General features: G+C 37.7%; 12 protein-coding genes. 10 read left to right on the plus strand and 2 right to left on the minus strand.

Annotated elements, in window-relative coordinates; genetic code table 11:
* Positions 1-2: 2 nt before the first annotated feature.
* Genes ACMA47_RS13245 through ACMA47_RS13265 form a run of 5 tightly spaced genes read left to right on the plus strand, consistent with a single transcriptional unit; the run spans position 3 to position 4,885 of the window.
* Positions 3-932 (plus strand): HlyD family secretion protein, encoded by a 930-nt coding sequence (locus tag ACMA47_RS13245; protein WP_413930140.1) that lies wholly within the window; start codon positions 3-5, stop codon positions 930-932.
* Between the two features lie 23 nt (positions 933-955).
* Positions 956-1,885 carry an ABC transporter ATP-binding protein gene (locus tag ACMA47_RS13250; protein WP_413930141.1) on the plus strand — a complete coding sequence of 310 codons (930 nt, stop codon included), beginning with the start codon at positions 956-958 and terminating at the stop codon, positions 1,883-1,885.
* Positions 1,875-2,618, plus strand: a complete 744-nt coding sequence (locus ACMA47_RS13255; protein WP_413930142.1) for an ABC transporter ATP-binding protein — start codon at positions 1,875-1,877, stop codon at positions 2,616-2,618. The genes ACMA47_RS13250 and ACMA47_RS13255 overlap by 11 nt, the downstream gene beginning before the upstream one ends.
* Before the next feature lie 39 nt (positions 2,619-2,657).
* Positions 2,658-3,764 (plus strand): ABC transporter permease, encoded by a 1,107-nt coding sequence (locus ACMA47_RS13260; protein ID WP_413930143.1) that lies wholly within the window; start codon positions 2,658-2,660, stop codon positions 3,762-3,764.
* Positions 3,761-4,885: an ABC transporter permease gene (locus tag ACMA47_RS13265; protein ID WP_413930144.1), complete on the plus strand. Its 1,125-nt coding sequence runs from the start codon at positions 3,761-3,763 to the stop codon at positions 4,883-4,885. Before ACMA47_RS13260 ends, ACMA47_RS13265 begins: the two co-directional genes overlap by 4 nt.
* A gap of 21 nt (positions 4,886-4,906) precedes the next feature.
* Here ACMA47_RS13265 and ACMA47_RS13270 read toward each other — a convergent pair whose 3' ends face one another.
* Positions 4,907-5,731, minus strand: a complete 825-nt coding sequence (locus tag ACMA47_RS13270; RefSeq protein WP_413930145.1) for an anti-sigma factor domain-containing protein — start codon at positions 5,729-5,731, stop codon at positions 4,907-4,909.
* 1 nt (position 5,732) lies between these two features.
* Entirely contained in the window at positions 5,733-6,302 is a 570-nt protein-coding gene (locus ACMA47_RS13275; RefSeq protein ID WP_413930146.1) for an RNA polymerase sigma factor, read from the minus strand.
* 252 nt (positions 6,303-6,554) lie between these two features.
* On the opposite strand from ACMA47_RS13275, the gene ACMA47_RS13280 reads away from it, so the two are divergent.
* The 5 genes from ACMA47_RS13280 (at position 6,555) to ACMA47_RS13300 (ending at position 13,435) form a co-directional block, all read left to right on the plus strand.
* Positions 6,555-7,124 carry a fasciclin domain-containing protein gene (locus ACMA47_RS13280; RefSeq protein WP_413930147.1) on the plus strand — a complete coding sequence of 190 codons (570 nt, stop codon included), beginning with the start codon at positions 6,555-6,557 and terminating at the stop codon, positions 7,122-7,124.
* A gap of 79 nt (positions 7,125-7,203) precedes the next feature.
* Positions 7,204-7,911, plus strand: coding sequence for a ferritin-like domain-containing protein (locus ACMA47_RS13285; protein ID WP_413930148.1), 708 nt, complete (start codon positions 7,204-7,206; stop codon positions 7,909-7,911).
* A 24-nt stretch (positions 7,912-7,935) separates the two neighbouring features.
* Entirely contained in the window at positions 7,936-8,751 is an 816-nt protein-coding gene (locus ACMA47_RS13290; protein WP_413930149.1) for a ferritin-like domain-containing protein, read from the plus strand.
* Between the two features lie 406 nt (positions 8,752-9,157).
* On the plus strand, positions 9,158-13,066 hold the full coding sequence (locus tag ACMA47_RS13295) for a response regulator (RefSeq protein ID WP_413930150.1): 3,909 nt from the start codon (positions 9,158-9,160) through the stop codon (positions 13,064-13,066).
* Positions 13,067-13,078: 12 nt separating this feature from the next.
* Positions 13,079-13,435, plus strand: a complete 357-nt coding sequence (locus tag ACMA47_RS13300; protein ID WP_034697917.1) for a response regulator transcription factor — start codon at positions 13,079-13,081, stop codon at positions 13,433-13,435.
* Positions 13,436-13,439 lie beyond the last annotated feature (4 nt).

Consider the following 13,439-nt stretch of genomic DNA (forward strand, 5'->3'; position numbering starts at 1 on the left):
CTATGAAAAAAATGATCATCATATTAAGTGCTTTCGTCCTGTTAAGTGCATGTAAATCCAAAGACGATTTTGATGCTTCAGGAAACTTTGAGGCAGATGAAGTTATAGTTTCTGCCCAGCAAAACGGAGAATTAATTTCTTATTCCATACAGGAAGGAGCTACGCTCAAAGCAGGAGCTCAGGTGGGCCGTATTGACGTTACCATGGCCGAACTGCAGAAAGCACAGGCAGAAGCCAGCATTGAAGCTTTACAGCAAAAAACAAGCAATACCAATGAACAGGATTTGTTGGTGAAAAAACAATTGGCAGTACAGGAAGCACAGCTGGATCATCAGATTCATGAACGTACCCGTACCGCCAATCTGGTAAAGGCAGACGCTGCAACCCGAAAGCAGTTAGATGATATTGATGCTGGCATTGTACAGCTGAGAAAACAGATCGATGCTACCCGCCAGCAACTTTCCGTCAATAATTCCAACAACAGTACTCAAAACAGAAGTATTTTAAGTGAGAAAGCTCCCCTGGAAAAAACAGCAGCACAATTTCAGGAACAGATTAATAAAGGAACTATTATCAATCCCATCAATGGGACAGTATTGGTTAATTATGCGCTGAAAGGTGAAATGCAGGTGATTGGAAAACCACTGTATAAAATAGCAGATATCAGCACTCTAGATCTCAGAGCCTATATTACCGGCACGCAATTGCCACAGGTCAAACTTGGGCAGAAAGTAAAAGTAAGAATCGATCAGGGAGAAAAAAAATTTAAAGAATACCCTGGAATCATTACATGGATTTCAGACAAATCGGAATTTTCTCCAAAAACCATCCAAACCAAAGACGAAAGAGCCAATCTTGTCTATGCGATCAAAATCCGGGTGAAAAATGATGGCTACCTGAAGATAGGAATGTACGGAGAAACACTATTTTAAAAATTAAATACGATCATCAGAAAATGTTTTCCATTACCGTAAAAAATATAATCAAAACCTACAATGGCGTAAAAGCAGTAGATGATATTTCTTTTGATGTAAAGAAAGGGGAACTTTTTGGCCTTATCGGACCTGATGGAGCCGGAAAAACCTCTCTATTCCGGATTCTGACCACTCTTTTACTGGCAGACAGCGGAACGGCAGAAGTGGAAGGCCATGATGTGGTAAAGGAATATCAGACCATCCGAAATAAAGTAGGGTACATGCCCGGAAAATTTTCTCTTTATCAGGATCTTACCGTTAATGAGAACCTGAATTTCTTTGCCGCCATTTTTGAAACCACAATTGAAGAAAATTACGATCTGATTAAAGATATTTATGAACAGATCAAACCATTCGGTAACCGGCGGGCAGGCAAACTCTCTGGAGGAATGAAACAGAAACTGGCATTATGCTGCGCTCTGATCCATAAACCGGACGTCTTATTTCTTGATGAACCCACTACCGGGGTAGATGTTGTTTCCAGAAAGGAATTCTGGGATATGCTGGCTAAACTGAAACAGCAGAATATCACCATTCTGGTTTCCACACCTTATATGGATGAAGCAAAACTTTGTGACCGGATTGCTTTGATGCAGAATGGAAAAATAATGTCCGTAGACCAACCTGCAAACATTGTCAACAGTTTTCCAAAACCACTTTTTGCTGTTAAAAGCAAAAATATTTACCCACTGCTGGAGGCTCTCCGTACAGACAAAGATGTTGAAAGCTGTTATGCTTTTGGAGAATACCTGCACCTTACATTAAACGAAGATGGAGATATGCAATCTGTAATAGATACAGCAGAAAGATATCATCCGGAAAGTTTGGAAGTGATGAAAATAACTCCAACCATTGAAGACAGTTTTATCAGGCTGATGCGTGAACAAAAAGAAGTAAATCATGGAGAATAAAGCAATTATCTGTAGAGACCTCACCAAACAGTTTGGAGACTTTAAAGCTGTGGATGCCATTTCTTTTGATGTGGATCAAGGCGAGATATTCGGTTTCCTTGGAGCTAACGGAGCGGGAAAAACTACCGCCATGCGGATTCTGTGCGGATTATCTTATCCTACTTCAGGAACAGCATCTGTAGCCGGATTCAATGTATACAAACAACAGGAACAGATCAAAAAAAATATTGGCTATATGAGCCAGAAGTTCTCGCTCTATGACAACCTTACCATTCTGGAGAATATTGAGTTTTATGGCGGTGTATATGGAGTTTCCCGCAAAGATATCAAGACAAGAAGTGCAGAACTGGTTGCTACATTAGGCTTAGAAAACGAAGCAAGAAAACTGGTAGGAGCCCTGCCATTAGGCTGGAAACAAAAACTGGCATTCTCAGTGGCGGTTTTTCACAAACCTAAAATTGTATTTCTTGATGAGCCGACAGGAGGCGTAGATCCTATTACCCGAAGACAGTTCTGGGATATGATTTATCAGGCTGCTGCAGATGGAATTACGGTGTTTGTAACCACACACTATATGGATGAAGCAGAATACTGCAACCGGATCTCTGTAATGGTAGATGGAAGGGTAGAAGCCATGGATACTCCTTCCAATCTTAAAAAGAAATTCAATACCCATTCTATGGATGATGTATTTTATGAACTGGCAAGAGGAGCCAAAAGATCAGGTGACTAGACCTCAACGGATAAAAAGTTGTCCAAAAAAGACTAAACAATGAAACAGTTATTCGTATTCATCAGAAAAGAATTCTATCATGTATTCAGAGACCGGAGAACGCTGCTGATTCTTTTCGGTATGCCCGTTGTTCAGATCATCCTTTTTGGGTATGCTTTGAGCAGTGAGGTTAAAAATATCGGCATTACAGTTTTGGATAATGCCCATGATGTTCAATCTGAGCAGATCATTTCAAAGATAAAATCAAGTTCCTATTTCCAGATGCAGGAATCTTCTCTAAATTATCCGGATATCGAGAAAAAATTCAGGGAAGGGAAGATAAAATGTGCTGTAATATTTCCCGCGAATTTCGGATCAGATCTTTATACCTCAGACGGAGCACAGATACGGATTATTGCCGATGCTTCAGATCCGAATACAGCCACTATTCTTACCAATTATCTCAATGCCATGATTGCAGACTACCAGCAGCAGCTCAGTCCCAATATAAAACCTTCCTATCAGATTATCCCCGAAATGAGGCAGCTTTATAATGAAGAGCAGAACGGATCTCTTAATTTTATTCCTGGTGTTATTGCCCTTATCTTTATGATTGTAAGTACTGCTTTGACATCCGTAGCCGTTGTTCGCGAAAAAGAAATGGGAACCATGGAAATATTATTGGTATCTCCCTTCAAACCCGTTATGGTATTGATAGCAAAAGCCATCCCTTATCTCGTTCTGTCCCTCGTCAACTTTATCATTATTCTCCTTCTCTCTGTTTATTTATTAGACGTAGAGATCCGTGGCAGCCTTGTTTTACTCTTTGCAGAAAGTATCTTATTCATTATTACCTGTCTTTCATTAGGTTTGCTGATATCAAATGTGACCAACTCTCAACAGACCGCTATGTTGATTTCCATGATGGGAATGATGCTTCCTACCTTATTATTAACGGGATTTATGTTTCCCGTAGAAAATATGCCGGTAGTTTTTCAGGTGATATCCAGAATTCTTCCCTCAAGATATTATTATGATATTGTAAAAGCAGTGATGCTGAAAGGTCTTGATTTCAGATATGTATGGAAAGAGACGTTGGTTTTACTCATCATGTCGGTAGGATTGCTGGCACTTGCCCTGAAGAAATTTAAAATCCGCCTGTCATGAGAATAATGGTATTCATATTGAGAAAAGAATTTCGTCAGATATTCAGGGATAAAACAATCCTTGCAATGATGTTTGTAATGCCTATAGTACAGCTGATCATTATGCCTCTGGCCGCCAATTTCGAAGTAAAAAACGTCAATATTGCCTATGTAGATCATGACCACAGCAGCTATTCCCAAAAATTACTTCACAAAATCATGTCTTCCGGTTACTTTAAACTGGCTGGAAATCCTGAATCCTATAAAAATGGATTAAAAATGATTGAAGAGGGAAATGCTGACCTTGTTTTGGAAATTCCTCCCGGATTTGAACGTAATCTTGTTCGTGAAGGAAGCCAGAAGGTGAATCTCTCTATTGATGCAATTAATGGAACAAAATCATCACTGGGAGGAAGTTATTTACTCTCTGTGATCAATGATTTCAATAATAGTCTGGATGTGAATGTTAAATTGTCAGCCCGAAAATCAGACAACTCTCCTGCGAAAATTGTTATTAAAGAAACCAACTGGTATAATCCAAGAGCTGAATATAAATACTATATGGTTCCTGGCATATTAGTACTGCTTCTTACTTTGATCGGAGGTTTTATCACAGCCTTAAACATCGTAAAAGAGAAGGAAATAGGAACGATTGAACAAATCAACGTAACCCCAATAAAAAAATGGCAGTTTATCTTAGGTAAACTGATTCCTTTCTGGATTGTAGGAATGATCGTTTTTACCATAGGACTCATCGTAATGTATGTGATTTACGGTATTTTTCCGGAAGGAAGTCTTTTCACCCTGTATGTTTTTGCCGCAATTTATCTTATTGCTTTACTCGGCTTGGGATTGCTCATATCCACCTTTGCAGATACCCAGCTGCAGGCCATGTTTATTGCCTATTTCTTTATGATGGTATTTATGCTGATGAGTGGTTTTTTTACGAATACCGAAAGTATGCCGGACTGGGCTCGGAAAATGTCTAACCTTACTCCTGTAACTCATTTTATTAAAGTAGTAAGACTCATTGTATTGAAAGGAAGTAGATTTTATGAAGTACAAACCGAATTCTATTATCTGATAGGATTTGCCATTGTCCTCAACGGTCTTGCGATCTATAATTACAGAAAGACCAATTAAACAAAATGAAATGGGTGAAACTTAGATTTCACCCATTACAAACATATTTTCCATAGTCGGAACGCTGCTTCCGCCTTCTTTTTCAAGCGTAATAGCAAAAGCCTGAGCTTCTGGTATACTGGCCAGAGCAATCCTGCTGTCTTTATCTTCAGTGTACATTCCTGCATTTACAGGTTTTCCATCTTCTATCGCCCACAGCTGATATTGCATACCTTCAGGGGCTTTAGGAAGTTTTTCTGCATTCAGATAGACTTCTTTTGTTTTTTTATCCCAGAAAACCATGGCTTTGGCCTCTGTATGTTTTTCTACGCCCTTCAGCATTACCATCTGCATATCAGGATTGGAAAACATATCAATCTTAAGATTCATTTTCTCCATTGCCAGATCCTGATTCTTCTTGTCTGTTGCCATTAATGCCATTTTCTCCTGATTGGCAGATTGCGTATTCATCCAGAATAAATTTCCGCCAACACTTACAAGAAATAATACTGAAGCCGCTATAGCATATGTTTTCCAGGGAGTGCTTCTCTGAATCTCCTTTCTTTCTGTATTATTTTCTGTCTGTCTTCCTACTTCAGGAATATCTGGTGAAGGAGAAAATGTAACTTCTTCAACAATCTGTTCCTGCTGAATTTTATTCCAAATCTTAGATTTCAAATCACTTGGAGGTGTTACAGCCTGAGCTGTAGCAAGATGTTCTAAAGTTTTCTGTGCTTCTTCAAAAGCCGCTTTTACTTCAGCATTATTTTTCATCACACACTCCAAAATCCCTGCTTCCTCGGGAGAAGCATGACCTAGAATATAAGATTCTATAATTCCGGATGATATGTATTCTTTAGTGTTCAATTTATTGATAATCTTTTAGCAAATCTTTTAATTTCATCAGTGCATTCCGCATTTTCGTTTTTACCGTTCCCAGCGGTATCTTCAGTTTTTCGGATATTTCATGTTGGGTATATCCCTGATAATAAGCAAGGTTTATAAGCTCCTGCTTGTCTGCTTCCAGACCTTCCAGCACGTTATTAAATCCGATATAATCGGAAGAATTATTAGTGGTTGAAAGCTCTGCAGTATTATATACGAAATCCGGAAGTGATTGGTTTTTAAGTTCATTCTGGAATCCTTTAGACTTTAGATAGTCGATAGCCGTATTCCTGGCAATATTGATCATCCATGTATAAAACCGTCCTTTGGAGGAGTCATACTGATGAATGGAGTTCCATATTTTAACAAAAACATCCTGAATAACTTCTTCGGTATATTCTTTAGACTGAACGATTCGAAGAATAATTCCGTACAACGCACCGGAATAGTGGTCATACAGATAATGAAAACCGTTTTCGTTTTTTTCTTTTAATAAAACGATAAGTTCCTCTTCAGAATAGGTTGTTTTAATAGCGTTTATTTTTCTGTTCAAATGTAATAAAATAAAAGACATAGTCAACAAAAACCAATACATCTTTTATTTCGTACATGTTTTTCTGAAAATTATTGAAAAATATTCAATATGAAAATTGTATTTCATGGGTTGATTTTATTTTTCATTAAAAATAATTCACTACAAATCAGATAGTTATAATTTATTTTGTTTTTTTTCAATCTAAAATAAAACCAGCCTCGTAAATGATTTTAAAAACACATTCAATATAATTAACTAAAAATCAACGTAATGAACACACATTCAAGAATCACAGTTTTAGCAATGGTAGTTTTATCATTTGCTTTCAGCGGGAAGGTAACTGCACAAACGATGAAAGAAAAAACAGTAATGGTAGGAGGAGCTCCTATGTATCCTTCCAAGAACATTATTGAAAATGCAGTCAACTCCAAGGATCATAAAACCCTTGTAGCTGCCGTAAAAGCTGCTGGTCTGGTAGAAACACTACAGGGAGCAGGACCTTTTACCGTATTGGCACCTACAGATGCTGCCTTTGCAAAACTTCCAAAAGGAACAGTAGAAAATCTTGTAAAACCTGAAAATAAAGCCACACTTACTTCTATCTTAACCTATCATGTTCTTCCCGGAAGATACAGTGCTAAAGAAATATGGGCAGCCGTAAAAGCAGGGAACGGAAAAAGTATGATGAAAACAGTACAGGGTGAAAATCTTACATTCTGGACAAAAGGTAAAGATCTTTACATAAAAGATGCAAAAGGAAACAGTGCCAAAGTAACGATTGCTGATGTGAACCAATCTAACGGGGTGATTCATGTAATAGATACGGTATTGATGCCATAATAAATTCTAAGATTTCAAACAGCATATTCAGTATGCTGTTTTTCTTTCTTTTATATCTAACACTAAAAAAATTAATAGTATGAAAAAAACAATTCAGGTTTCTAATCAAGGTGCCACCCTTGATACCAGCAGAAGAAACTTTTTAAAATTAGGTGGAGTAGGATTAGCCATTGCAGGCCTTACCATCATCGGATGTAATGATGATGACTTCCAGATTATAGAAGAATCCAAGTATGATCTTGGAACAGGAGATGTAGGCGTACTCAATTATGCCTATGCTTTAGAACAGCTTGAAGCCGATTTTTATACGAAAGTGGTGAACAATTTTTATACAGGAATTTCCAGTATTGAAAAAGAGGTTTTTACAGATCTCTACCATCATGAGGTGATTCATCGTGATTTCTTCAAAGTTGCGATTAGCGGTGCTACAGATCACGTGCTTCCTAAACTTGAATTCCAGTATCCGAATGTGAATTTTAATGACCGGAATTCAGTATTGGCTACCGCAAAAGCATTGGAAGATACCGGTGTTGCAGCTTATAATGGAGCAGGAAAATATATTTCCAATCCTGCCTATCTTGTGATTGCAGGTAAAATAGTTTCTGTGGAAGCCAGACATGCCTCTGCCATCAGAAATCTAATCAATCCCGGATCTGCAGATTTTTCGGGAGATGATGTGATAGATGCCAATGGACTTGATCTCGCCAAAGAGCCAAAAGACATTGTTATGGCTGCCGGAGCATTTATCAAAACACCTTTTACCTGGAAAGAAAGAGGGATCAACTAATCATTCACCTTAAAAACTCACATTATGAATATTCTTAGATTACTGGATAAGCTTTCTGATGATAAATTTTTCACTTCAGAAGCTTCAAGGCTGGAAACCATCACGAATATTTCTTTATTCGGAAAAAAAGCAGCTACAGCAGCTGTACCTCTTGGATTAGGAGCAATGATGGCTACTCCAGCCAAAGCAGAAGCTCCCAAAACGGCATTAACAGGTATGGCTTTAAAAAGTACACTCACAGATGCTTTACAACTGGCATTGGTACTGGAATATCTGGAAAATGAATACTACAGCATAGGATTGTCAACACCAGGACTTATTCCCAATGCCGACAGAACCGTTTTCATGCAGATTTCAAAACATGAATCCGCCCATGTAAGTTTCCTGAAAAGCACACTGACTTCTTTAGGAACAACTCCCGGAAATAAGCCTACGTTTGATTTTACAGCCGGCGGAAATTTCATGCCTTTTACAGATTATAACCAATTCCTTATCCTTGCTCAGGCCTTTGAAGATACCGGAGTAAGGGCTTATAAAGGACAGGCAGGAAATGTTATGTCAAACAAAGTGGTGCTTCAGGCAGCATTACAGATTCATTCCGTTGAAGCAAGACATGCCTCACAGGTAAGAAGAATGAGAGCCAACAAAGGGTGGATTGAGCTTGCTAACGGAGGAAGTATGCCTTCAGCCACCAACCCTGTGTATGCAGGAGAAGACAATACCAATCAGGCAGGCTACAACACAGCAACTCTATTTGGTGCTGCGGCAGGTTCTGCAGCTTATGATGAAATTTTAAGTGGCAGCGATGCACAGGCTATTGCTTCATTGTTCATAGTTTAGTTGTGATTTGGATGATGATAAGTGGTGAGTCCATTTCCGAATTTTCCGGAAATGGACTTTTTTTAATAATTAATCATCAGCCTTTAAAAATATTCATATTTAAGATGCATTATACAGCAGATTTCATTCACTAAGCATCTTATTATCAGACAAGGTATTTTTATCTTCATAATAGATATTACTTCTTTTTTTATTTAAAACTTTTCCCAGCTAATTTTAAATAAACACACATATAGCTTTATTATCAAATTTCCTGTAACGGAATACGAAATAATTTCGTAATTTGGTTTACTTATTAAAATAATAATTTAAAGCACTTAAAAATATTTAAAATATAAACTTTAATGCCTTGATTATCATTTTTTAATAATCAAAAAAGAAAAGTCTCTAATTGTTGATATAGTATATGAAGAAGTATCCAATTCCTGCGAATGAAGAAGGGAGAATGAAGAAACTGGAGTATTTTGATCTTTTAAACCTTGAAAAAGATCCCCAGTTAGACATTTTTGCAGAAACCGCATGTCTGGTGACAGACTGCCCTGCAGCGCTTATTGCCATGATGGAAAGCGAAACCCAGACCATTCAGAGTTGCGTGGGAATGGCTCTTGATTTTGTAGACAGAAAAAATACGGTATGCCAATATTCAATTGCAAGTGGAGAAATTCTGATCATCAATGATACATTATTAGATGAAAGATCATCAGAAAATCCACTTATTCTGGCGGGCGGAATCCGGTTTTATGCAGGCGTTCCTTTGATTGATGATGAAGGTTTTGTATTGGGAACCATCTGCGTTATCGACTATAAACCTAAAACCATCACACAAGACCAGATATCTACTCTGAAAAAGATAGGAGACGCGATCACAAAAATCCTGACGGGTAAAAGGAAAAATATCCAGGCTGAGTATTTTCAACAAACTTTTACCATTTCCAATAACCTGATCTGTGTTCTGGATAAAGATTTCTCACTGAAAGAGAGTAATCCGGCTTTTGAAAAAACCTTTCAAATGGATAAAGGTCAGATTCTCGGACAGAATTTTCTGGACCTGATAGGGAATCATAATTCTCAACTCCAATTACTTTCCAAAAACCTTCCCAATTCAGACGAAGAAGTAACATTTACTACTTCCACAAAGATAGATGATACCCAAACGATCATTATTGAATGGTATTTAAAGCTTAATCAAAATCATTCAGAGATTTTTTGTTTTGGAATTAATATTACCCAACGTATTGAAGAAAAGCTTAAACTGGAAAGCTCTGAACGCCGCTTCAGAAGCTTCTTTGAAAACGCTATAGGCTTAATGAGTATGCATGATATGGAAGGAAATATCATCGCTGTCAACGAAAAAGGAAGAGAAACCCTTCAATATTCTACTGAAGAGGTAGAAAGGTTGAATTTAAAAGATCTTGTTCCCCAAAAAAACTGGCCTCTTCTTGAACAATACCTCGAAAGAATCAACAAAAATCAGGAAGATTTCGGAACCATGATCCTGAGAACCAAAGGAGGTGAAGACATGATCTGGATGTACCATAATCTTGTGGAAATCAACAAGGAAGGAAAACCTTATGTGGTGAGTACCGCACTGAATGTTACGGAAAGAATAAGTTTGGAAAAAGATCTTGTTCATACCAAAAAGATGTTGGAACAAACGAGTGCCGTTGCCCAAGTGGGAGGATGGGAAGTGAACCTGAAAAACAACACGGTTCTCTGGTCACAGTCTACCAGAGAAATCCATAAGATAGATAAAAATTTCCAGCCTGATTTTGAAAACGCACTGGGTTTCTACAGTGAAAAAAGCCGGGAAAAACTGGAATTCTTATTCGAAAAAGCTATAAAAGAAGGGATTCCCTATGATGAAGAATTACAGCTTGTACAAAATGACGGCATAATGATATGGGTAAGGGTAAAAGGTATTCCGGAATTTGAAGATGGAGTATGCACCAGAGTCTACGGGATCATTCAGAATATTGATATCTTCAAAAATATCTACCTGGAACTGGCTAAAAAAGAAGCTATGCTACAGTCTTTTGTAAAATACGTACCTGCTACAGTAGCCATGTTTGACAAAGATCTCAATTATGTTTCTGTAAGCAGAAGCTGGAAAGATGAGTTTCAGATGAATGACATCAGGCTTATTGGAGAGAACATGTTTAAAATCTCACCCAATGTACCGGATGAGAGATTAAAAATATATCAGGATGCACTGGCAGGAAAGGCCTATAAAAATGAAGACATGGCCATAGAAGTTCCGGGTACAGGAATCATTCAGCATTACAGCGTAGAGGTGACACCATGGTATCTTTCCAATAATGTTATCGGAGGAATTATTGTTTCTGCACAGAATATTACAGCTTCTGTAAAAATCAATAAAGAACTGAAAAATGCCAAGAAAATGGCAGATATTGCCAGCAAAGCAAAGTCTGAATTCTTAGCCAACATGAGCCATGAAATCCGGACTCCGCTGAATGGTGTTATTGGTTTTTCCGACCTTCTTTTAAAAACTCCGTTGAATGATATACAGACTCAATACCTCAATTATATCAATGAATCAGGAGAGAATTTATTGAATATCATCAACGATATTCTTGATTTCTCCAAGGTAGAATCCGGAAAAATGGATCTTATCATTGAAAAATCCAATATTTATGACATGGTAAGTCAGGTGATCAATGTAATCCTTTACCAGTCACAGAAAAAAAATATAGAATTACTCCTCAATATAGAGCAGGGACTTCCTGAAACCATCTGGCTGGATGAATCAAGGTTGAAACAAATTTTGGTCAATCTTCTTGGGAATGCCGTGAAATTTACAGCACAGGGAGAAATAGAGCTTAAAGTAGAAAAACTGAATCTGGACAGCAAGAATATCAAACTTAGATTTTCTGTAAGAGATACCGGAATTGGTATTCCTAAGGAAAAGCAACACCATATTTTCAATGCCTTTACGCAGGAAAACAGCTCTATCAGTAAGACGTATGGAGGAACGGGTCTCGGATTGACCATTTCCAATAATATTCTGAAATATATGGGAAGCAGCCTGTCATTGGTGAGCGAAGTTCAAAAAGGTTCTGTTTTCTATTTTGACTTAGAGGTTCCTTATGAACTATCTGATCGTCATGAAGACGAAGATCTGAAAATAAGCAAAGTACTTATTGTAGATGATAATGAAGCGAACAGAATTATCATTCAACACATGCTTGCTTATAAAAATATAGATTCAAAGCTAGCAGCCAATGGAATGGAAGCTCTTCAGATATTACTTGCAGGAGAGCGTTTTGATGTTATTCTGATGGATTACCATATGCCTATCATTTCCGGTCTGGAAACGATAGAAAAAATCAAAGAACTCTTTAACAAACAAAATGAATCATCTCCTCTGATTATCCTTCATACGTCTTCTGAGGAACACGATGTGATCAATTCTTTCCGTCAGGAAAACAATTCATTCTTCCTGCTGAAACCTATCAAGTCTGAAGAACTCTATAAAACATTGAGACGAGCTGTAAAAAATACTGAAAAGGAGGTAACCAGCATTGCACAACCGGAAACAGAAGCCTCCATACTGATGCAGGCACCGCAGGTTTTATTGGTAGATGACAACCCTGTCAATATGGTTCTTAACCACAAAATGATGCGTTCATTGGTCCCTGATGCACATCTTACAGAAGCTACGGATGGACTTCAGGCACTTTTGCAGTGTAAAGAAAAGGCATTCAATATCATTTTAATGGATGTTCAGATGCCGGTAATGGATGGTATTGAAGCTACCAAACAAATCCGATTACTCCCGGAATATTCCAATGTTCCGATTATCGGGGTAACGGCAGGTAATGTGCTGGGAGAGAAAGAAAAATGTCTGGATTCCGGGATGAATGACTTCCTTCCTAAACCTTTAAGACAGGCAGATCTGCTGGAAATGCTTAAAAAGTATATCATTAACGAAAATAATAACCCTGTTAAAGATTCTTCCCATCAGGAAAATTACCTTGATATAAATCTCCTGAACGAACAAATAGGTGACGATGATGAAGATTTCAGAAAAATATTCTTAAATCTTGTCATAGAGCAACTTAATCAGGCTGAAGAAAATATCAAAAAAAGTACCGCTGAAAAAGACAGTACCAACCTGAAACTGATTCTTCACAAACTCAAAGGAACGGCAGGAACAGCAGGATTGGTAAAACTTGCAGAACGTACTGCCAGCTGGGAGAAAAAAGCAGAGCCCGACATGGATTTTATGTCCATGGAAGAAGAAATTATCCGCGAAATAACAACAGGATTACAATTAATTAAAAATCTAATACAATAAAAAACTAAAATTATGCTGATTCTAATCGCCGAAGACGACGAACTGATTCTAAAAACGATTGAACACAAATTATTAAAAGAAGGGCATGAAGTGATCCTGACCCGAAACGGGAAAGACGCTATCGAAACCCTTAAAACCAGAGATGTAGATCTGGCCATCACAGATATTATGATGCCGTTTGCCTCAGGAATTGAAATACTTTCAGCCATTAAAACCATGGGCAAGCAGGTACCGGTGATCATGCTTTCCAGTATGGGGCAGGAAGAAGTAGTACTGAATGCTTTTGACCTCGGAGCTGCCGATTTTATTGTAAAACCATTCAGTCCCAATGAATTGATATTAAGAATAAAAAGATTTTCTTTAAAATAAGCTA

Source organism: Chryseobacterium sp. T20 (assembly GCF_047345655.1).
In the GTDB taxonomy this organism is placed as follows: Bacteria; Bacteroidota; Bacteroidia; order Flavobacteriales; family Weeksellaceae; genus Chryseobacterium.